This window comes from Mesorhizobium sp. KR2-14, from assembly GCF_040049255.1.
In the GTDB taxonomy this organism is placed as follows: Bacteria; Pseudomonadota; Alphaproteobacteria; order Rhizobiales; family Rhizobiaceae; genus Pseudaminobacter.
Genome location: NZ_JBDZDR010000002.1, coordinates 43,232 through 65,257 on the forward strand (window position 1 = coordinate 43,232; position 22,026 = coordinate 65,257).

14 protein-coding genes and 3 pseudogenes are annotated in these 22,026 nt (G+C 56.6%); 9 read left to right on the forward strand and 8 right to left on the reverse strand.

From position 1 onward, the window contains the following. Positions 1 to 10: 10 nt before the first annotated feature. A complete protein-coding gene (ggt, locus tag ABLE86_RS04755; RefSeq protein ID WP_348777791.1) occupies positions 11 to 1,597 on the reverse strand; it encodes a gamma-glutamyltransferase in 1,587 nt (528 codons plus the stop codon). Between the two features lie 464 nt (positions 1,598 to 2,061). Between ggt and ABLE86_RS04760 the strand changes: the two genes are divergently transcribed. Further along, on the forward strand, positions 2,062 to 2,514 hold the full coding sequence (locus ABLE86_RS04760) for a pyridoxamine 5'-phosphate oxidase family protein (RefSeq protein ID WP_348777792.1): 453 nt from the start codon (positions 2,062 to 2,064) through the stop codon (positions 2,512 to 2,514). A 310-nt stretch (positions 2,515 to 2,824) separates the two neighbouring features. On the opposite strand, the gene ABLE86_RS04765 is transcribed toward ABLE86_RS04760, so the two are convergent. From ABLE86_RS04765 to ABLE86_RS04785, 5 genes are all read right to left on the reverse strand, one after another. Beyond that, the gene (locus tag ABLE86_RS04765) at positions 2,825 to 4,066 is read right to left on the reverse strand and encodes a pyridoxal-dependent decarboxylase, exosortase A system-associated (protein WP_348777793.1); all 1,242 of its coding nucleotides are present in this window, start codon (positions 4,064 to 4,066) and stop codon (positions 2,825 to 2,827) included. Between the two features lie 8 nt (positions 4,067 to 4,074). After that, complete coding sequence (locus ABLE86_RS04770) at positions 4,075 to 5,652, reverse strand: acyl-CoA ligase (AMP-forming), exosortase A system-associated (RefSeq protein WP_348777794.1); 1,578 nt, start codon at positions 5,650 to 5,652, stop codon at positions 4,075 to 4,077. A 40-nt stretch (positions 5,653 to 5,692) separates the two neighbouring features. Next, positions 5,693 to 5,989: an acyl carrier protein gene (locus ABLE86_RS04775; protein WP_348777795.1), complete on the reverse strand. Its 297-nt coding sequence runs from the start codon at positions 5,987 to 5,989 to the stop codon at positions 5,693 to 5,695. A 2-nt stretch (positions 5,990 to 5,991) separates the two neighbouring features. Further along, a complete protein-coding gene (locus ABLE86_RS04780; RefSeq protein WP_348777796.1) occupies positions 5,992 to 7,488 on the reverse strand; it encodes a hypothetical protein in 1,497 nt (498 codons plus the stop codon). Between the two features lie 602 nt (positions 7,489 to 8,090). Next, positions 8,091 to 8,807 (reverse strand): DUF1614 domain-containing protein, encoded by a 717-nt coding sequence (locus ABLE86_RS04785; protein ID WP_348777797.1) that lies wholly within the window; start codon positions 8,805 to 8,807, stop codon positions 8,091 to 8,093. A gap of 601 nt (positions 8,808 to 9,408) precedes the next feature. On the opposite strand from ABLE86_RS04785, the gene ABLE86_RS04790 reads away from it, so the two are divergent. From ABLE86_RS04790 to ABLE86_RS04825, 8 genes and pseudogenes are all read left to right on the forward strand, one after another. Next, positions 9,409 to 9,552 (forward strand): hypothetical protein, encoded by a 144-nt coding sequence (locus ABLE86_RS04790; protein ID WP_348778569.1) that lies wholly within the window; start codon positions 9,409 to 9,411, stop codon positions 9,550 to 9,552. A gap of 107 nt (positions 9,553 to 9,659) precedes the next feature. After that, positions 9,660 to 9,785: pseudogene (locus ABLE86_RS04795) on the forward strand (integrase); the annotation flags it as partial. Between the two features lie 46 nt (positions 9,786 to 9,831). Then, positions 9,832 to 9,996: pseudogene (locus ABLE86_RS04800) on the forward strand (tyrosine-type recombinase/integrase); the annotation flags it as partial. Between the two features lie 143 nt (positions 9,997 to 10,139). Then, positions 10,140 to 10,527 (forward strand): annotated as a pseudogene (locus tag ABLE86_RS04805) (transposase zinc-binding domain-containing protein); the annotation flags it as partial. Positions 10,528 to 10,765: 238 nt separating this feature from the next. After that, positions 10,766 to 11,437 carry a hypothetical protein gene (locus tag ABLE86_RS04810; RefSeq protein ID WP_348777798.1) on the forward strand — a complete coding sequence of 224 codons (672 nt, stop codon included), beginning with the start codon at positions 10,766 to 10,768 and terminating at the stop codon, positions 11,435 to 11,437. A 577-nt stretch (positions 11,438 to 12,014) separates the two neighbouring features. Continuing rightward, positions 12,015 to 13,163: a hypothetical protein gene (locus ABLE86_RS04815; protein ID WP_348777799.1), complete on the forward strand. Its 1,149-nt coding sequence runs from the start codon at positions 12,015 to 12,017 to the stop codon at positions 13,161 to 13,163. Positions 13,164 to 13,278: 115 nt separating this feature from the next. Continuing rightward, entirely contained in the window at positions 13,279 to 14,214 is a 936-nt protein-coding gene (locus tag ABLE86_RS04820) for a hypothetical protein (protein WP_348777800.1), read from the forward strand. A 12-nt stretch (positions 14,215 to 14,226) separates the two neighbouring features. Further along, positions 14,227 to 15,474, forward strand: coding sequence for a hypothetical protein (locus tag ABLE86_RS04825; RefSeq protein ID WP_348777801.1), 1,248 nt, complete (start codon positions 14,227 to 14,229; stop codon positions 15,472 to 15,474). Between the two features lie 1,324 nt (positions 15,475 to 16,798). Here ABLE86_RS04825 and ABLE86_RS04830 read toward each other — a convergent pair. Further along, complete coding sequence (locus tag ABLE86_RS04830; RefSeq protein ID WP_348777802.1) at positions 16,799 to 17,659, reverse strand: M15 family metallopeptidase; 861 nt, start codon at positions 17,657 to 17,659, stop codon at positions 16,799 to 16,801. A gap of 327 nt (positions 17,660 to 17,986) precedes the next feature. Then, positions 17,987 to 18,586, reverse strand: a complete 600-nt coding sequence (locus tag ABLE86_RS04835; protein WP_348777803.1) for a hypothetical protein — start codon at positions 18,584 to 18,586, stop codon at positions 17,987 to 17,989. Between the last annotated feature and the right edge of the window lie 3,440 nt (positions 18,587 to 22,026).

A 22,026-nucleotide genomic window follows, 5' to 3' on the forward strand; every position in this document is an offset into this window, starting at 1 on the left:
GACGTCGCGATCAATATCCGATCGCGCAACCGTCCTTGCGGGGATCCGATGCTCCGGTGAGCGTGCCGTTCTCCCAATCGATCCAGACCAACTGTCCGCCTCCGAGAGGTTCGACAGCCGGCATCACGTCATGGCCCAAGCGGCGCAGACCTTCGACGGTTGCCGACGGCACACTGCGTTCAACGGCCACCTTTCCGTCGTTGTGGTATACCCGCGGCGCGTCGATGGCCTCCTGCGGGTCCATGCCGAAATCGAGCAGGTTGCTCAGCACATGGACATGGCCGACAGGCTGGTAGGAGCCGCCCATGACGCCGAATGGCATGATCGCGCGCCCGTTGGCTGTCGCCATGCCAGGCATGATCGTATGCATCGGGCGCTTGCCGGGTGCGATCGCATTGGGATGGTCGCGCACGAGACGAAAGCTGCGGCCGCGATTCTGAAGCACGACGCCCGACTTCGGGCCGACGACGCCGCTGCCGAAGGATTCGTATGTGGAATTGATGAAGCTCACGGCGTTGCGGTCGCGGTCGACAACCGAGATATAGACGGTGTCGCTTCCGGGCAGGCGGACCCGGGGCAGGTGCGTCATCGCGCGGTCCGCCTGGATAGAGGTCGCGAGTCGTGCGGCATAGGCAGGGGCAAGCAATTCGGCGACGGGCACGTGCACCAGCGCAGGATCGCCGACGAACGCGTCCCGGTCGTGATAAGCGAGGCGCCCCGCCTCGATCTCCAGGTGCAGCCGGTCGGCACCATTGGGGTCGAGCTTGGAAAGCTCGAAGCCCGACAATATGTTGAGCATCAGAAGCGCGGTCAGGCCCTGATTGTTGGGGGGCATCTGATGGATATCGAGGCCGCGGTAATGCGTCTTCACTGGCTCGACATAGTCGCCCGTCGTGGCGCCGAAATCGCCCAGCGTGTGGTGGCCGCCAAGCTCTTTCAGGCGACGCACGAGATCGTCGGCAACTTCGCCTTCGTAGAAGCCGGCGCGGCCCTTGGCGGCGATGGTGCGCATGGTTGCGGCGAGTTCAGGCTGACGGTGGACGTCACCCGGCCGTAGCGGCTCGCCGCTCTTCAGAAAGATGCGGGCGGCCGTCGGATCGGATCTCAGCCTCGGCACGGCGTCGTCCCAGTCGAATGCGACGCGATCCAGAATGACATAGCCTTCCTCCGCATAGCGGATGGCCGGCGCCAACGCCGCGTCGATGCCTTTGCGCCCGTGATCCTCCAGCAGCCGGCACCAGGCATCGATGGCGCCCGGAACCGTCACCGCATGGGCGCCAAGGTCGGGGATTTCCGCAAAACCGTTGTCGAGGTACCAGTCGAGCGTCGCGCTGGCCGGCGACCTGCCGGAACCGTTGAAGCCGATGACCTTGTCGTTACCGCTCGGCGCAAAGAGCACGAAACAGTCGCCGCCGATGCCGGTCGACTGCGGTTCCACGACAGCTTGCACTGCGGCCGCGCAGACGGCGGCATCCATGGCGTTGCCGCCGGAGCGGAGCATATCGATCGCAGCCAGCGAGGAAAGCGGGTGGGACGTTGCCACCAGGCCGTCCATGGCCCGGACGGCGGAACGGCCGGGCTGTTGAAGGTCACGCATGTTCTGGGATTCCTCTGGACTGGCCTTGTTCTTTGGGCTTCGGCCAAGCAGTGAGCGGCGGTGAGCGACAGAATAGAAAGGGCGATTTGTTGGGCTTAGTATAAATTTGTAAAAATTGGATATATCGGATCTATGTCATTGGTAATGAGCATAGGGAGATGTCAGTAAATGGCCTCGTTGTTACAAGCAGCCAGGCAGGTCATCACCTTCATGTCGATCTGTCATCCAGTCGACCCCGATGCGGGCGATTGCGCTCCAGCGCCGACGCAGTGCTGAAGGGACTGGCTGCTCGTCCTTGGAGACCTGCGGACTTCACATCTTAGCTTCCGTCACTGTCCGATTTTCGGAGAGGCGCTCAGGTTGGGTCTGATGCTTGGTTGCGCGACGTCGTTCGCTTGAGGTGCATCAATGCCAAGCGACCTGCGGCAGTTATGATCAAACTGCGATGATCGTGGAGATATCCGATGGACGAACAGCTCAGAAAGAAGATCTTGGCGTTGTTGTCTCAGCACCGGATCATGACGATTGCCACACTCAGGCCTGACGGTTGGCCGCAAGCCACGACCGTCGGTTATGTAAGCGAAGGCCTCACTCTTTACTTCCTCTGTGGACTGGATAGCCAGAAGGCGACCAATCTGGCTAGAGACGATCGCGTGTCCCTGGCCATCGACCACGATACGGCGCAAATAATGGAAATCACTGGACTTTCCATGGCGGCCCGCGCTCAGGCAGTGGTGGATCGGGCTGAAGCAGACAGGGTCTTGCAGATGCTGCCATTGAAATACCCGGAGCAAGTCTCCCTGCCGGGGCCCATGCCGACTGCTGAACAGGTCCGCATTTTCCGAGTGACGCCAACAGTCATCTCTGTCCTCGACTACTCCAAGGGGTTCGGTCACACTGATCTTGTCGCCTGCTGAACGGGCATACGACGAGCGGAACGATGCAGCCGAGCGAAAGTAAGTGATGTGGCAGTCCCCGAGGCAATAATCATACGGCGAAATTCGCTCACTGCTTTCAAGGAGAACGACTTGGGTTGCGGAGTCGGGCATTAATCGGCCGCCATGAGAATACCGTAAGTCTCCATTTCAACGCCGAAAGTCTTCCGGTGCTGTCGCTTGGTTCCCTCCGTGAGAGACAGGGCTTCGAGTGCCGCTGCGCCGGACGCGACAGGTCCCAACCGCATGGAGACATTGGTTAGAGCTCGGATGGCCGGGGTCTATGCAGTTCTTAAACCAGAATTTCAGGGGGAAGGGGGTGACTTAAGAAGTTGACAGGACTGGCTGTCAGACCATAGGCGCCAGACTGGAAGACAACTATGAGATCGCCAACCTCCGCAGTTGGCAGGTACTCTCGATCTGCAAGTAAATCAAGCGGGGTGCACAAGCAGCCGACGATGCTCACTTTCTCTTTTTCTGGCTGGTCCATACGGTTGCCTATGGCGACGGGATAGTTGCGCCGAATCAATTGGCCAAAGTTGCCTGATGCGGCCAGTTGATGATGGAGGCCACCGTCGGTGACCAGAAAAATCTGACCCCGCGACACCTTGCGATCAATGATGCGGGTCACATACAATCCAGCCTCGCCTACAACATAGCGACCAAGTTCCATGATCACCCGAGCCTCAGGCAACGCCGGCCTCAGGCGCTCGCGGATCAGCCGTCCGAGATTCTTGCCGACTGAATGTACGTCGAGGGGCGTGTCGGAGGTGAAATAAGGAATGCCAAACCCACCGCCGATATTAAGGTAGCGGACTGGCGCGGAGGCATGCTGGGACAAGGCAATCGCCAGATCGATAGTTTGCTCTTGCACCTGCTGCAGAATATCTGAGCGCAAGTTCTGCGAGCCGGCGAAGATGTGAAAGCCAATGAACTCGAGATCCGAGTGGGCGACCACGATCATCGCCTGCGGGACCTGCTCAGCGTCGATACCGAACTGGCGCGGCCCACCGCCCATGCGCATGCCTGCGCCTTTCAACTCGAAATCGGGGTTGACGCGTATGGCGATGCGCGGGCGCAAGCGTTGACGTCTGGCCAATTCAGCGATCCTGCCAATCTCGCCCAGGGACTCCACCTCAATGACCACATCGGCTGCGACGGCCTGTGCAAGTTCCTCCACCGACTTACCAGGTCCGGCAAATCCGATGTGCTCGGCAGGCATCGGTGTATCCAGCGCCGTCTTAAGTTCCAGGCCAGATGCCACGTCGAAGCCATCAACCAAGCCAGCCAGGTGCTGAACAACTGCAGGCATTGGATTGGCCTTTATGGCGTAGTGAAGCGCAACTTCATCAGGAAGGTGCGTGCGTAGAGCTTGGATTCGTCGATTGAGTAGCGAGCGATCATAGACGAAGAAGGGTGTTTGTCCGACCCGATCAGCGAGCCGGGTGAGGGGAACTCCCCCAACATGGAGGCAGCCATCATGCCTTGCAAAGGTGCTGATGGTCGGGTGCATCTCAGGCCTTGTTTCATTCATCCAATACCTCACTCAAACGCGTTGATGAACTCGGTTGCCAAAAGCTTTCGATCGATCTTCCCGTTTGAATTTCGGGGCAGCTCCTCCCGCTCGACAACTGTAAGTGGCACCATGTACTGAGGCATGCCGCGGCGGCATTTGCGCAGGAGCGTGTCTTTATCCAACTGTCCATCGCTGGGCGGTGTTGCAACCACCACGATGGCTTGGCCCAGTCGGGGATGAGGAACACCGAGTGCGGCCGCAGCGCCGACGTCCCCGGTGGAATAAAGGAACTCTTCGACTTCTGTCGGGCTGACACGATACCCGGAGGTCTTGATCATTTCGTCCTGACGGCCGACAAAATACAGGAAACCTTCGGTGTCGCGGCGAACGCGGTCGCCCGACCAGACTGCTATTTCCGACAGGCACAACCGAGATGTCTGTCCCGGCGCCGGTCTGAAGCGCTCTGCGGTGCGCTCGGGGTCGTTCCAGTAGCCCATTGATACGAGTGCGCCGCGATGTACCAGTTCGCCTTCCTCGTCGGGCTCACACAGAGTGCCATCAGGACGGACGACGAGGATCTCTGCGTTAGGAATGGCCTTGCCGATCGAATCCGGGCGACGGTCGATCTCTGCCGGATCGAGATAGGTTGATCGGAACGCCTCGGTCAGGCCATACATCAGGTAGGGTCTTGCCTTCGGCAGCACAGCCCTCAAACGGTCGAGCACGGCGCGTGGCATGCGGCCGCCTGTATTGGCGAAATAGCGGATGTTCTGGGTGGCAGCTTGCGGCCAATCAAGCTCCGCAAGCTGGATCCAGAGCGGGGGCACGCCGACGATGCCGGTAATCTCTTCCTCTGCACATGCCCGCACCACTGATCCGGGCAACATGTAATTGTGAAGGACCACGCAAGCACCCACCGCGAATGCGGTTGTGAGCTGGCTCAAACCGGCATCGAAGCTGAGGGGAAGGACAGACAAAATCCGGTCATCAGCACAGTTCTCTAGATAGGAACTCACACTTCTTGCGCCTGCCACGATATTGCGGTGGGACAGCACGACGCCCTTGGGTTTCCCTGTACTCCCGGACGTGTACAGGATCGCTGCCATATCGCTGTCAATCATCTGGCCAAGCGGGCCGTCCTTTCGGATTGCGGAGGCCTCGTCCCATGTCACCATAGTGGGTCTGATGCCATTCTGTGCAGGCCCCACACCGTCAACCGTCAAGACAAACACGAGATCAGGGCATGTCGCCAAGTCTTCCGCCAGCTCGGCAGCCCGTGCTTGTGACGTCACCAAGAGGCGTATATTGCAGTCGCTCAGAATATAGGCGACCTGCCGCGATCTCAGGATCGGATTGATTGGAACGAAGACGCATCCTGCAGCGGCCGTGGCGAAAATAGAGATCACTGTCTCGATGCGCTTCTCCAAGTAGATGCCGATGCGCTCTCCCCGCCTCAGCCCTAATTCGAAAAAACCTCGCGCAATGCTTTCGACCTGGTGCCAAAGATCATCATAGTCAACAGACCGCCCCTGGTAGCTCACTGCAGGACGTCTAGCATGACGGTGTGCTGCGCTTTGAACGAGGTGATGGACGAGATAGCTCATCGCATTGGTTCCGTACGTGGATTCTTTGTCCGGGCAGCGTCTATGGCAGGCCTATCCCGGTACCGCTTCCGGCGGCGAGGAGGCCTTTATTGCCGTAGGTGCCGACGAGTTGCGTGATCGAGTTGATCGTATCAAGCAGCATCTGGTCGAAGTCGGCGCCAGCCAAGTCGATCCCGAACTCAGCCTCCATAAACAGGATGAGTTCGACCGCGTCGTATGAACTTAGTTGCCCGGATAAGAACAATGAATCGGAGTCATCGAAAGGGTGCCGACTTCTACTTTCCGGCAGCCGTTCTCTGACGAAAGCTCGAAGCTTCTCACGCACGCTTGCATCCATGACTAACCCCCAAAGAGATGGAACAGGAAGGAGAAATGTTGGGCCAGGGAGTACTGACGATCTTCATCGCTGAAGATGAGAAGTATGCAGAAGAACGTTGCGACCCCTAACGGGGCGAGCACATGTCTGCGGAACGCATTCATGGTCGCCGGATCCTTGCGTGGCCGCAGTTGGGAAAGACCGATCCCCGCTGAGAGCACCACGCAATAGAATAGGTATGTCTGGTATCCCGCGACGGCATTCAACAAGCCCATGCTCTGCACGTATTCAATGTCGCGGATGAAATGATAGAAAGCATTTCCGACGCCTGCCGCCATGAAGGTCGCGAAGAGAAGCCGGATCCGCTTGTGCCGCTTGAAGCATTGGAAGAACGTCGGATAATAATAGAACTCCACAAGCAGTTCTTTGAAATAGAAATAATACCTGTTCCAGAACTCGGCGATGGTGCGGGACGCCAAGGGCCGGTAAGTATTTCTCAACAGGCGGAAGCCAGCCATTCGGGCGCACGCAACGATCATATGACCGGCGATCGCCAGACCCATCAGGGCTTCAAAAAAGTACGTGATCAGGGCCAGCGAAGACAGATACCATGGATAAGGCATACCCGCTGCATGGCGTTCGAATGCATCCTGGTAGAACGGTATGTGCATAGCATCGTGAGACACATAACCGAACGCAACGGATATAGCCTTCAAGACGTAGACCCACGCGAGCAGCTTCACTGCCTTTATCTGAGTGATTGCCAGATCGTCTGCATAGGCGGCCTCCACTTTTCGCAAGTACGCCGCCCCCTTTCCAAAGGGAGTGGATGTCCCTCCCCAAAAAGGGTGGATAGTTCCGAGTTGAGCGAGAACAGGCCATCGATCCTTGTTGCCCTGGTCACGCAGGGCATACGCAAGGAAAAAGAAGGACCCGCACAGTGCGAACAAGAACGGCCACAGCAAGCCTTGAGCAGTGCCGTTGAGAACCCCTGTCGCGGCAACCATCACCAGGGCCATGACCAAGACATGCAGGGATAAGACCGGCCAGCGGAAGACCAGGAACTGGCGGAAGCGGCAGGTTAGGAAAGTCAGACCTGCGGAAAATGCCAAAACGGAAGCTAAGACGGTGAAATTCCCTAACTTATATGATTGAAAGCCTAGAAACAGGAGGGTAATGGCGGTCAAAGCCCAGCGACGGTACTGTCCAGCATAGGCGCAAGCAGCAGTCCCCACGACCATGAATTGCCACGGGTATTTTGTGGGGAAGAGCAAAAGTCCGAATATGCATAACAGGGCCACACGCCCTGCATAGGTCTGGGCGAATGCAACAACACGCGGATAAGTCTCGACTTGTGGGATGAGCCGCAGGCGGCCAGTCAGCAGTAATGTAAAGAGTGACTTGAGATGAGGCTTTGCAGTTATCCAGCGCGAAGACTTGTTGATGTGCGACCGTTCTGCACCGTGTGGGATCTGGAGCTGGCTCTCAGCGGATATAGAGCTTTGATTGCCTCGCCACATCCTCTGGTTCTCCACGATTGCGATGTTGTTGAATGCTGTTGTCGATCGCCAGCTTAGACGTCTCTTTTGACGCAAAAGCATCTATCGCTACGTCAAAGAATTCTTGGAAGACGTCCCCTACGCGACAATTCGTCGGCATGTGCTAAAGTTCGGACTAGCTTTTCGCTCGCAATCTGCGCCGACTGCTGTCCTGGCATACCCAGCGAGGAGTCACCAAGATAAACAAATTTATATCTCGCCCTGACCGGAAGGGTGACTCTCCAAAAAGGAGAGCCCCCAAAAGTGGATGAGGCACTGCCGCACACCAAACATGCGCGTGGAGGCAAGAAAGTCCTCTGCGTATTTCCGGGAATGCTTCGCGAAGCCGGATAAACGGGCATTTAACCTATTCGGGAGACTTCATATAATTGGCGTTCAATTGCGACGCTGTAGCTGGGAGCGTCGGCGCACAAATTTGCCCCGTTCAGTCGAGCAGCCCCATCAGTTTCAAGGGGCGAAATTTCCATTGAGCCGTGGCCGCAGTCGGCCTGAAGCAGATTCTTCAGTGGAAGCTGTGCCTGACGGCTTCGCGCCGCTAGCTGCGATGAGCGGCCGGATTGCTTTCAGGAGGCTGTTGGCTTTGTGTCCTCCCTCCGCGGTGAAATGCCGGTGATCAGTACCGCAATGACACCTGTCAGGAAAACAGCATCGAAGGTTCCCGCGCCACCGATCGACAAAATGGGAGCACCGAGTTCGGCAAGTTGCCCATAATTGAGCAAATCGCCCCCGATCAATGTGCCCAGCGACCCGGCGATGTAAGCAAGCGGTGCGGCGCTCTGGCGTGACAGCAGCAGCGCCAAAACCGTCGCTGCTATCGCCGGGATGAACACCGGTACGGCTATCCCCATCCCCGGGACGGCAGACGAGAACCAGTAGCAGATCGCGGACACCACGGCCGTCGCCAACAGCCCGGCAAACCAAAGCCGCCATCGAATGAGTAGGAATACGGACATGACCACCGGAATGATCGCTCCACCCACATTTATCGCGAGCACGGTGCCACCCCAGTCCGTTGGTGGCGGGATTGGATAGCGCATGCCGAAGAATTCGACCATTTGATCCGCCATGACGGAATCCGTCGAAATCACCGTGAGGGGAATGTTGATGCAGCTTCCGATCAGGGAACCGATCAGCAAAAGCATGGCTTGGGCTGGACTGAGGCCCAGTTGCCGATAAGCGCGCCTTATCAGGCCGAGGACCAATACAAGGAAACCAACCACAACGAGAATGACGAACAATGCAGGCGCAAGCGGAAGGTAAAGGAACTGGTTGATGTCCATTGTAACCTCGGCTGCAACGGCCCATGGAAGCTAAGCCAAGCAACCCGGTCGCCGACCGGGAGACGCTATGTGGGCACGCCTCTCGCGAAATCGCTGGATCAGACTACAGGTGTTGGCAAGCAATGGCTACGAGCGCCTGCAGAATTCCGCGGCGGCCTCCTCCGGGGTTTCGCAGGCCGGCTTGAAATAGGTGGCCTCATCGCAATCCCGCGGATCGAAGCGCGATCTGCCATGCAAGATGAACTCGCTTGACCGCAGTGGTGTCTAGTATGCCGCCCGAAGCAGACCCTTACAGGCATGCTGTGCATGTCGGCTTTGCGCACCATGCACGAACCCGCCGCGCGGGAGGGGCGCCTCGTTCTGAGATGGCGCGACGTTCATCGGCCTTGAGGGGGTAGAGGCAACGATCTGACCATGGCGTTCCCTTCAACGAGAGGAACTCGCCATGGCTACCCTGTCGACCGATGCACCGATCTCGCCGCTTCGGCAGCGCATGCAGCACGACATGCTGATGCGGTGTCTGGGCTCGCATACCCAGCAGGATTAAGTTCGTCACGTCCGGCGCTTCGCCGCGTTCCTTGGCCGCTCGCCCGATACCGCGATAGCCGAGGACATCCGCCGCTTCCAACTGCATCAGCATGATAACGGTGTCGGCTCGGCGACCATCAACGGCGCAGTCTCGGCGTTGCGGTTCCTGTTCATGGTGACGCTGAACCGGCGGGATCTGGCGCGTGCAAGCAGGTGATCACCCGGTATCCGCGCAAGCTGCCCGAGGTGCTGAGCGTGGAGGAAGCGGCGCGGCTGCTCGAAGCGGCACCAACGCGCGGCGTCGCCTATGGCGCAGGCCTGCGCGTGTCCGAAGTCGCGCACCTCAAGGTCGACGATATCGATAGCATGCGCATGCTGATCCGCGTCGAACAGGGCAAGGGACGCAAGGACCGCAACGCCATGCTGTCGCCGCAACTGCTGGAACTGCTGCATCTGTGGTGGCGCGAAGGCAGTCGGCGCGGGGTAATGCTCCCGCATGGCTGGCTGTTCCGGGGCGCGGCATCCGATCTCGTCGCGACAACTGCATCGCGCGGTCCAGGACGCGGCCGAAGTCGCCGGCCTCCGCAAGCGCGTCAGCCCGCACGCGCTGCGGCACAGCTTCGCCACCCACCTGCTCGAACAGGATGTCGACATTCGCGTCATCCAGGTGCTACTCGGGCACAGCAAGCTCGACACGACCGCGCTCTACACCAAGGTCTCGACCCGGACGATCCACGCGGTTGCGGGGCCGCTCGACCGGCTGGGTGGCGCTGATGGAGGACAAGACGCCTCCCGGTTGAACCGGTGCGCGCAGACCTGGAGGTCGCCGACGTGTTCCGCGGCGCCGGGCCCGCCTACCGGGCCGCCCATCCGGACACCTGAGCCTGCAGCAGCTCAAGGTCATGTCGGCGATCGAGCACTGCACTGCCGCACCGCCGCCCTCGGCGGTGATGTCGAAGCCTGCACGGACTGCGGCCAGTGGCGCATCGCCTACAACTCCTGCCGCAACCGGCACTGCCCGAAGTGACAGGGCCCGGCCGAGCGGGAAGCCGACCTGCTGCCGATCGGCTACTTCCATGTCGTGTTTACGCTGCCCGTCGAGGTCACCGACATCGCCTTCCACAACAAGGTGCTGGTTGACGAGCTGCTGTTCAAGGCCGCATCGGAGACGATGCTGACCATCGCCGCCGATCGCAGCTTGGCGAGCCTTACGGCACCTCGATCCTCACCCTCATCATCGTGACGATCGAGGTCATCCTGATAACGGCGGTCATGGTCGGTCCTCGACAGTCCGACACAATCGGACGCGATTCAATCTTCGCGGTCATGATGATCATCATGAATCTGGTAACCGGCATCTGCCTGCTTTTCGGCGGCTTGCAAACGGCGAGCAGGAATACAACTCCCAGGGCGCCGTGGCATATCTGTCGATGATTGTGCTGCTGACAGGCTCCGCACTGGTCTTGCCGAATGTCGTCAGTTCCGGGAACGGGACCTTCGCGCCGGGGCAGGCCTTCGCGCTCGCCGTCCTGACGGTAATCCTCTACGCGACCTTCCTCGCGATGCAGACAAGAAGCTATCGACGCTTCTTCATCCAACCTGAATCGGCTCCGCCGGAAGGTCCAGACGCGCGGATGCCGCTGCACAAGCGTGCTATTCTGATTCGCTCTGTGATCCTCGTGGCGCTTATCCTGCCTATCGTGCTGCTTGCCCATGATTTGGCCATCCTGATCGATCTTGGCATTGAACAGGCGGGCGCACCGGCCGCCGTGGGCGGCGTCCTGATCGCAATCATCGTGTTTACGCCGGAATCCATCACGGCGGTCAAGGCGGCGGTGGCCAACCAGATGCAGCGCGCCATCAATCTGTGCCTCGGCGCTTTCGTCTCAACGGTGGGGCTAACCGTACCCGCAGTGCTGGCGATCGGCCTGATCATGAACAAGACCGTGGTGCTGGGGCTGAACGCCGCTGACACGGTCCTTCTCGTTCTCACCATCGTCCTGACGACACTGACCCTTCTCGGACCGCGAACTTCACCAATGCAGGGGATGATGCATCTGGCGCTCTTCGTCGTCTATGCGGTACTCCTGTTCATGCCGTGAGGTGATGACCAAGGTCCCTTGCATCTTCGCGCGGATGTTTATCGGCGATCTTAGACGCTCTGCTGTCTTCGACCTAGCCGGCCTCGATATCGCCTGGGCCCGCCGCAAGCGCCTTGCGGCGCCCCGCGACCCGCAAGCCCCCTATGCGCCGCTGGCCGACCAGTGGTGCGAAATCGGCAGGTTCGGGGTCGCAGCGCCGATCGGGATCGAGCAATTGCTCTTGGCTATCAAGGACGGAAGCGACGCCAGGATCCCCGCTGATGCGCTAAGGATCCAGCGGTCGAGATCGGCGTGTGCTCTCCGCCTGTCAATGCCTGGGGCAGTTCACCGCGCCGCATGAGCTCCATTTCGGCGCCAGTCGTTCGGTCTCAGAGACGAATGCTTCATTCGGGTGGTCTCTCGGGGTGAACTTTCTCAAGAACGAGAATCTTGTTCCGTAGTTTCTCACTACCGTGAACAAGATTCTCATAATTTCTGACGCTGACCATCCGGCCGGGCTGCTCATTCTCTCAATAAGCTGAAAACGATCCGAATAATAAACAGTGTGTTAGAAGAATCACTGCTGACGAAAACATGAATGCTTTATCGCAGAAAAACAGAAATCGGCCATTTGATGTCGAAGAAAACGGAAAACGCGTTCCGGTGGGCAGGCAGGCGATCTATTCCGGCCGGGCCGCTTGGCAAACAACTGTCAGAACATTATTCTGAAGCGAAAATATCTTTGGGAGGGGACATGCGAAACGCCATTTTTCATGCCGCTATCTTGACTTGCATAGCCATGATTTCAGTGAGTATGGCGGTTGCAGAGAAAAAGGAGGTGCATTTCCGCCCGAACTCGTCAATGGGAATGTACACCAACCCCGGCAAGGGCCCGAAAACCCTCAGGTATTCTAGCAAAAAGGTTGTCTCACTCGAAAACCGGTACATTCACCGAACCACACTCCGTGCAATAGGCGGAGTTCTCTTTTTGGCAACCGCGGTTCCGGATGATGACATCGCCAAGCAATGCCCCGTTATCGGATTATCCCTTTCATCCCCTAATGGGCAACGACTGACGTTCCAATTTCCGAACGTTCCGACCGCACACTCCACCATCTATGATTGGGAGCTCGCGCCGGCAATCGACTTCGTCGTGGCCGGCGGTGAGGGACTGTTTAGCTACATGAGGGATGAAGCCGAATACCACCGCGCATTCATCAATAATCTTGTGGGTGTAGAGCTCTTTCTTCTAGACAATGCTGGCGTCAATGAGGACTTCCCATCCTCTCACCTGATTTTCGACGAGGATAGCATTCCTGGGTTTCCACAAGTTGCTCCCACTGAAGATAAGGTCGCCGCATGGAAAGAAGATCGCGAATTACTGCGCCATCGTCATATAATTTTCTGGGACAGGAATGTTTCGTTCAGATTCGGCTTATCGCAAGATAAGCTTCAAATAACCGGAAGGCCATATTGGGCTAGTGTAGAAGAAGTTTACGATGAATATAATATAGGTCGAATAATAGAAACTTATGATGGGTCAGCAGTGGAGTTTTTTTCGTCGTACAATCCTGTAATTTATTCTAGCGTAGAGCGCCTCGCGAGACACATAGCGCTTTTCCGCTACATGTCCGCTACCTGCGCTCAGCAGTGGCAGGAGTTTACATCGTTATTTCAATCACAGCAGGAAAAACTTGATACTATAGAAATACCCAGAGATGAGATGCCCGTACAGTGGAAGAACTAACGTTGTGGACCTTTTCCATTCATTCCCGCGAATTTCATCAAAACAACGAACCACGCACCAAGAGATATCTCTGGGCCAGCAAATCTTCAGATCGTTCCTATTGTTGGGACCGCTGTTGACATATGAGAAGATTTGTTTCCCGCTTTACGATCGGCATGGCGTTCAAACATTTGCTGCGACGACAATCGATCAGCGCAGGTTTTGCCTAACCGCAATTGAAGAGCACGAGGTCTATGATCATTCCGCTGTTTTCGGTGCGTTTTCGTTCGCCTTTGATACAGAGGTAATTCGAAGGTGCGGCGGATTTCCCGTAATTTACGTCCCGTCTCCGCTAACAGTTCCGGGAGGTGTTTCGTCCGCCAGCACCGTAGGAAGCAACTTTATCCATCAGTTGCGCGACGTAATAGTCTTATTACAAGAGCTGATTCACTTAAATGATATTGTTATAATCAATAAAGGGGAACTCGACGAGACACTTAGCGTCCAGACAAGACGGCGATCCGGTCCGATCAAATTGAGAGAGATTGATATAATACTGGATTTTTTACTGGGAGAGAAAGGTAGCTTTGAGGACATGCTCGACTCTCTGCAATTTGCGTCGAACTTTTTCTACCATGCGGATTCTGCGAGGCCTCACAAAACATTGGATGCTTACGATCTTGCTTACTACCGCCAACGGGAGTGGCGTCTTGTCTCCGGTCTCCTCTCGGATCCGGAAACGCTAGAAGAAGCAATATCGGCTCCGTATCGAGAAATGTTGGAGCGTGTGCATCCGTTCTTCGCAAAACAATTTGAGGATAACGATGGAATGTTGCTTCGACAGAGCGAGATCGCTACGCGGATTCCAGTCATGTGCGGCCTCCCTTTTTCCGAATCGCTAAAGGCTGCTTACATCCCTGATGTATGCTTTGACGAGCTCGCCGACGAGTTCGTATCGATGGGGGGTAATGCAAAAAAACTCAGGAAGATCGATTACTCGCAATTGGTTCAGAGGCGCGCGATGCTGCAGAGACGTACTTGCCGGCAAAACAGCGGTATCAGTGTCAGTTAGAGGCTATGCCATATGCAGTTTTTCGCCTTAGGGCTGGGCGTCTTTTGCATGTTGGGCTGCTGGCATTTCGCGCCCATGTGGATGAACCGTCGTGATTTGCCTCCCGACAAGAGCCAAAGCAAGTGCCGAAAGCATATTACTGATCCTGGTAACGATCCAAGACGTATTCCCCGCCCAAGCGGATCTGTCAAAATCATCCGCCTGACTAATGCAGGCGAATTCGTCGACCGATGCGAGCTTACCGATGCACTATATGAACTAAATTGGGATCGAGAGAGGCCGGAGGACTCATTTGGTGTTGCGGTGCAGCCAGATGCGCCGAGTTTGCCCAAACTGACGGTGCTATATATCCACGGATGGAAACACGGCTATGCAAGTGACGATACAGACCTCACCAATTTCTCCGAATTGATCGCCCAATTGCGACATAGGCACAGGGGAGCCAAGCATATTGTTGGGGTCTACGTGGGCTGGGACGCATCTGCAGGGCTGCCAGGGCTTCTTGAAAACGCTTCGTTTTGGATCAAGAAGACAAACGCGGATCGGATTGCGCAGAGCGGCGTCGTCACTAAGATCGTAAGTTCAATTGGCGCGGAATCGCGGGGTGTCCGAGGTCGAACGGACCAGTTTATTGCTATTGGTCACAGTTTTGGCGCGAGATTGCTGTTTTCCGCGGTGGCCCAGTCGCTCATCTATCAAGCGGAGCGTGCTCACCCGGGCCATCCCAATGGGGCCTATGGCGTTGTGGAAGGGCCAGCTGATGCCATAATTCTTCTTAATCCGGCGTTCGAAGCTTCAAGATACTCGGCGATCGACGATGTGATGAGACGGGACGAACGGTTCCAGTTTGACCAGCCGCCTCTCCTGATAAGTGTTGCGACTGATAATGACTGGGCAACTCGCAGAGCGTTCCCACTTGGACAGTGGTTGGGACGCGCGAGGTCCGCGCGCGAACTCACCACGCTTGGCAACTATCTACCTTTTGTCACACATACGTTATCGCGGGCTACTGCGTCTACGGAGCAATTTAACGATGCACCCCTTTCCGAGGAGTTTGTTTCAGAAGGATTGTGCCTTGCACGTTTGGCCCGAAGCGCCGGCAGATCAACCGTGCAGCCGCACAATCCATTTATTGTTGCTTCTACAACCAAAGATGTGATCGATGGGCATAACGGTATATGGACAGAAGGGTTTGGAGGTTGGTTGATCGGGCTAATCACTGCGCTTGAGGCGCAGCGTGATCGGACCAACAAAGTATAAGGGCTTACCGAGTTCACTTGCCTTGGCGGGCACACGCTTCGACGCATGATCACAATTTACCTTGCGCATAGGCCCGCGCGACTCTTCCGTCGTCTCCTTATGAATGGGGCCTAACAGACGAAGAACAGTGTTTTCCTCGCCATTGCTCCACTGTGAATGAAGCAGCGAGGCCATGCAACGTTGACCCCGCCAGCAATCCGAATGCTTGCAGAGCCATCCAAACTGAGCGCATTTCCGCTCCCAAGGTGATTGCAGCTTCCGACATGAAAGTAGCGGTCCTCTCGGTCGGCCGACCGATTGAAAAAATATCCGCCGCTCCCTTCGATCCTATTCGGTGGGTAGATTGGATGAGAGCCAATGGCTGACTGACGCGCTGCCAAAGTACTAGAAAGGTCTATCGAGCCAGCTACCTTGCCACTGGGATGCCTAAGGGAACGTGTCCGCCGCTAGTACAGGGCATTCGCGGGTGAAGTCATCGAAGAACCGAACCCAGTCTAATGGAATTTTTTTACACACGCTTCGAGCACCGATTGGCCACCAATTTTGCCGATGCTCGCGTCCAAGCTATCTTGCATCTGCTGTGCTGAAATTGGCCATGCGACTGGCCTTTCATCGACCGATCTTGGGAACACAAGGTAGAGCGTTGAACCTGCAGCCACCCCGCCACCTGTCCGCGGATTAGGATCATTGCCTCCCAGTGCGCTGAACAGGGCGATGGATGCCTCGCCCAGTGGCTCACTCGGTCCGATGTCACCGACGACGAATGGAGCTCGGCGTTTGGTGCTCAAGTGTACGGCCACGCCGATATCGCCTAATTTACCGGTCCCCGACATTCTATAAAATGGCCGGGGGAAAACGATGTAGGGTACGGTAGACGCATCCGTGTAGCGCTGGGGATCGCGTGAGTTGGTGTTACCCTTGTCGACTAGGGCAGTCTTCGAGACAAAGAACCCTGCTGTCGCACCTGACGGCTGAACAAATGCTTTGCTTGGGTTGTCTGGATCTGTAGCCAAAACGGTCGGCCACCACGACGTGCTAGGGTAGCCCGCATTCGCGGGGCAATCGAGCCCGGTGCCGGTTGCCCCGCATGGTTTACCAACATCATCCGGGTGGTAGGCCCGTGGTGATCCGTCTGCATCGATTGCGGTTCGGTTTGTTACCCACAAGTAGGCTGCCTTGTCCGCAGTTCGGAACAGTTCCGTTCCTCTGTAGGACTGCCAACTATGGAACGGACATTCGTTCGCAAAGGCTGGCGATAACGCAATGCACACCGGCGCTGCAGTCCACAAAGCAAACGAGATCAAGTGCCTCATCATGGCTTGCTCTAAATTCGGTTTATTTCGAAATGCATCCCATCTTTCTTGCTAAAGTGCCCTCCCCAAAAGAAACCGTCGTGATTGGCCAACTCGACAAGCTCTCGCGTTGAACCACGGTGTCCGCAGAGAGCCGGCACATGGCCGAGTTGGTTGTCGATGAAATTGATGTCGAAGGCCGAGCCGAAAGAGTGATTGCTCAGGGCTGAGACGTCAGAACTCTTCTTCTCGGAGTGCCCATGTGCATCAGGGGTGGCTTGGTTGCGCTTATATCGAGGCACAAAGCATCCCTCATAGCTCATGATTAGGTGCAAGAGATCGGCAGCCTCCCAGGCTTCAAAGAGCCTTTTGATCAGCGGAGCAGCGAGCTTATGACAGACAACCTTGCCGGTGTGGCCTTTCGCGAATTTCAGCTGCGGCACATCTATCTGGGTGATCTTGCCCGTCGTCCAGTCCGGAAGAGAACCGTCGCAGCTGCCCCTGATGACAATCGCTTCGGCATCTGGTCTGCTCGCTCGAGGAAGCTGCATAAAGTTGAAGCAGGTGAAGGTATGGTTGCGTGACGAATTGGACGGGCTCTCCAAATCAATCGGCTTTTTGGGGAACTCGATTGTGGAGCGTTTATGATAGTAATCATCGGGTAGTATCTTGTAACCCAGCTCGCGCGCCTTCAGCAGAGTTTCCTCGTTGACCTTCCCGGTTGCCGTCAGGCCCGCCTGGACCTGAAAGATCTTGGTTCCGGTCTCAGTCTTTGGACCGAAATCGCCATCGATGCCCCCAACTTGAGTAACCCCTATCCGCAAGAGAAAGTATTGCCATCGCTGAACCTCAGCAATGACGTTTTCGCCGCCTCGAGAAAGCGTAAAGATCATTGTTCACCCTCCCTTCATGAAAAGACAGGATATCTTTACGTTTATGCGCGTCAACGTCTTTTAATAATATTGGCCTCAAGGTAATTTCTATCGTCATTTGCTGGTAAAAGTCCCAACTTCGTTGAGGAGAAGCATGCTGGCAATTGGTTTCACCCACGCGGACGCTATGTGTACGCACAATGGAGAGCGTCCGGGCTGACGGGGGAGGATTACGGGACCGGAAGGCACGCCGGCGGAAGCAGGCCGAGGCTCCGGCGGCCAAGAGGCGACCGCGCTGGATGGTGACGAATAAGAGGCTGAGCCGGCGTTAAACGCCAAAGCTCTACCCTACTTCGGCCCAAAGGCGGCATTCAGCGCGTCGCGCCTCCTGGCGCGGTGCGCATCGGTGCCAACGTAGGCAGTCAGGACCTGCTCAGCGTGCCAGTTGTGCTTGGTAGCAAGCGAATTGAGCCCTGCACTACCCAGCGAATTGGCTATCCCCATAGCGATGGCAAGGCTCCTACGGTCAGTCCAGTTGTGGGCCAAGGCTGCTTTGATAGCAGGTTGCATTAGGTTCAACCATGCGCGGTATTGCGCTTTCTCGGACTCAGGGCTGGCTAGGAAGCGGGCCATTCCCTCATGCCACCAGGCCTGCGAATAGCATCCCCAGCCGGTATCGTTCCCCTTTTTGCCGCTGGGTCGACATTTGGCCGAATAATGCGAAATCATATCTTCCTGAGATCTGCCGAAATATTCCTGTGTGTCCATTTGTTTGTAGAGTTCCGAAAGTCCCCCGGTTGCAAAATGTGCTATTCCAACAGTGCCTCCATCCAGTGGAATGAGATCGGTGTAATTCTTTGATTTTCCAGCCCTTGAAATCACCTTGGTCAGCACTGTACTGGGCAGATCCGAAGAGGCAACTTCGTCATACGTAGAGAAAGATTCCATTGAATGACCCATCATACATCTCGTTTGACAAACAGAAACAACACAAACATATAAGCAGAGGAGTGGGATGTATGTAGGTATATTGGGGTCTATCGCCTAATATAAGGCCTACCACGCTCGCTCTGGCGACATAAAAAACTAGGTGTCCTAACACTATAACGGCTAGAATGTTTGAGTGCGCGCGGAATGTGCCTTCGACGGCTGCGCATACTCATGGGCGAGGCGCGAATAAGTCGTAGACTTGCGGCAATTTCGTCGTCGGTTAACCCTACGAAGGGAGGAGGCACTAGGGGCAGACCACATCTTGGAACATTCCGACGTCCCGCACCCCCCCCCAAAAGGCTCAATAGCCTACCTCAGGGGGAACGACTTTTCAGCAGGCCAGTCCTCAGGATACCTATCGCACAAGAGATGCTGGCCAGCCCAGGGCCGCTGCGGCGGTCTGCCTCTCATAGATGCCGAACTGGTCGCGCGCCTCTATTTCTTTGTAATTATACAGAAACATTGCCTTGGGATAGAAATGTATAGTCCTATCCATCTTATTTGTCGGTGCGACGCGTATCAGCGTCGCGACCGCGAGGCCCAGCATTTCTAGCCGCTCGCGCAGTGGTTAAGTAAGGTAAGTCGAGCTCTGGGTTTTAGCCGAACGAAAGATTGTCCCTCCACGACAGTGTAAGCTTGTTCGATGACCATCAGACGACCCGACCATTTCGATCCGACTTGTTTCCGAGAGTTGATCGCTCGGATTAATCTCTTTCCATCTGCTGGAGCATTCCAAATCGTCTTGTCGGCTCCGCCAAGCAGAACTCTGCGAAGGAGTGTTCTCATACCATGGGGCCAGTTCGTCAGGGCCTGTGCTGCCTTTCGAACAAGGTCATCGGTGTTGCTATCGGTGCAGTGCCATAGTCCAACTTCCCAATACGGCGAGTCGTCAAGACTAACTAGCATGATCAATTTGAGAAGATCTGGAAGGGCGAGTTCTGCTGGGGTGTGGGGTGTCGCGGCCTGAGCATGGGATCGGGAACACGCCGATCTGATCATCGACATCAGTTCGACTTGATCATCCGGTAACCGTTCGGTGCGAATTTGTGTCAGGTCATATCCACAGACACACGTCCGGATACCCGGACGGTTCCAAAGCAAAGCCTTTCCGCATGAGGGGCAGCTTTTAGCAAGCTTCGTACGATGTTCGCTGCAGCCTATGTAGAGGCGGAGGCTCCACGCCGAGTCAGAAATCCCGTCGCGTGCAAGGCATGCAGGGCAGACCCTCGCACCAGGATGAATCATTGAGCGGCACAGGTCGTACCCGGGCACGGGTGCCCATACTCTGAGTCGCTGTGCTCTGCGTTCATGTCGGACGAATAGCGGCTTGATGTTATCCGGCGTGCTAGCGGTCCAGTTGCAGAGCATCCGGATAGCATCCGTCCGGGATTTTCGCTCGCATTCCCAGAATATTGTAGATAGGGATCTTCCACGGAGCTCATTTTCGGTGCGAAGTCGTAGCAGATATCCTAGAAAATTCTCACGAGCGGAAAGAGTGAGGCGTATGAATGGGCGTATTTCGTTGTAATCTGACATGGATGTTCTGCTCATCTGAACAGATAGCCTAGAACAGTCTCCGCTCATTTCGTGTTTACATAGTCTGAAAGTCCAGAGACGCGTATTCGATATCGCTCAAGCGCCACACTGACGATATTCCTTTGCGTACGTCAGAATTGACCACTGGTATCACGCCAGCGTCACGAAGGCGTGCCAGCGTTGTCCGCGTATTGGTGAGTGTGCGCGAAGCAATGCGCCCTGCGGTGATGTACCTTTCCATGAAATGTTGGGTTGCATCGAGTGCAATTCTGCGTCGTTTCCTTTGATCGCAGATCGGCAAGCAGCCCCTCTCCACAAGGACGGGGATCTGGCGAACCGCTACCCCGAGCAACTTCGCGGCTTCTCTGACGCTAAGCCCGCCCGCAGCAAGACGGGAGAGTTCTGACCTCGAAACGAGTATCCGGTGAAACGGCGGTGTTTCAGAATTCCTGCCGTACCAGGCGGCAAGGACTCCGGTAAGGACGAGGGCTATCGCCGCTGGTTGAGTGGGACCGCGCAGGGACGGAACGCCAGCCAGTGAGACCGTATCTCCGGGCCGCGCCACTCCCTGCGAAGCGATGTTGTCAAGCCTACGCAAAAGTGCCAGCGCACTTTCAGCCAGTTTGGCACCGCGCCTAAGCTGTCCAGCATCACACAGGCGCTTGACATGTTTTCGGGAAACACCCAACTGGGCTGCCACTGCAGACATTGAGTTCGATTGCGTGGCGTTGGCGCATGAAATGGCATCGTTCCGTTGGATGGCCACCATTCTTCGACGCCCGACTGTAATGATCCTTCCCGGCATCTCACCGGCCGCAATTCTGTTGCAAACTGTCTGGGGCGAGATCCCGAGGAGTCTCGCGGCAGCGACGGCTCCGAGAGACACTGCATCTGGTCGGTGAAACGACGAGTTGGAACGGACCGCGGGTAGCGCAGCATCTGCATTGATCGTCTCGCTAGCCGCTTGCAGAATCTCGGGACACCGCGTTCTGAAGCTGTGTTTGAGATCTGCGAGGAGGGGTAGGTGGCGGTACAGGCTGCTGGATAGGGCATCGGCCTTATGGCTCGACCGAATCCACTCCGCAAATCCCTGTGGCCAGTCGTCGAGGAGACTTGCGACTGGCGCAATGAGTGTCCACGTCGTCGGCACGTCAGGGCGCTCGATTGTGGCCCCCGGGCGCAAGCTTCCCTGGTGTCGTACCGCGGCAAACCAAAGGAGCTGCGCCGCATCGGAAAGTCTCAGTGCATGGTTCCGGCCACTCCCGTACCCCACCAACGCCGCCGATAGTTCGACGGCAGATCGAGGTGCAGGATCCGTGTCCTTTCGGTAACTGGACCCGCAGCGACATTCGTCGAGTCGCGGACGATCCCAATTCAGGGACAGTCCGCACGAAGGGCAACGGTCTCGCAAGAAGCATCCGTGAAGTTCGCAGGCAACCACTGTCTTGATGTCCCAAGCCCAACGAAAGTCCTCGCCCTCAGCGAGACAGGATGGACAGACGCGGCCAAGAGGACGGCCAAGTACAGTTGAGGGAAGAGCCATTCCGCAGTACGGGATCAATCCGGTACTGGGATCCCGCCACCGTGCCGAGTGCTCTAGTTGACTTTCCGAATCGGTTTCCAGGCCAAGCGCGCGCTGGAGCACGAAAAGGTCCCGCCGCACGCTCCGGCAGTCGTGGGCGAGCCCCAAAAGCCTAATGAGGTGAGGGGCCCCATTCAGCGAATTGGCTTCGCTCGACCGCAAGAGCAGGACATCGAGTGGCGTGCCGGAAAATCCCTGAGGTCGGAGAAACAGAGTCACCTACGTGTAAGGCGCTGAGTGAGATCGGCCTTACGCCCCTTCTTGGTGTTGGCGTTCAATG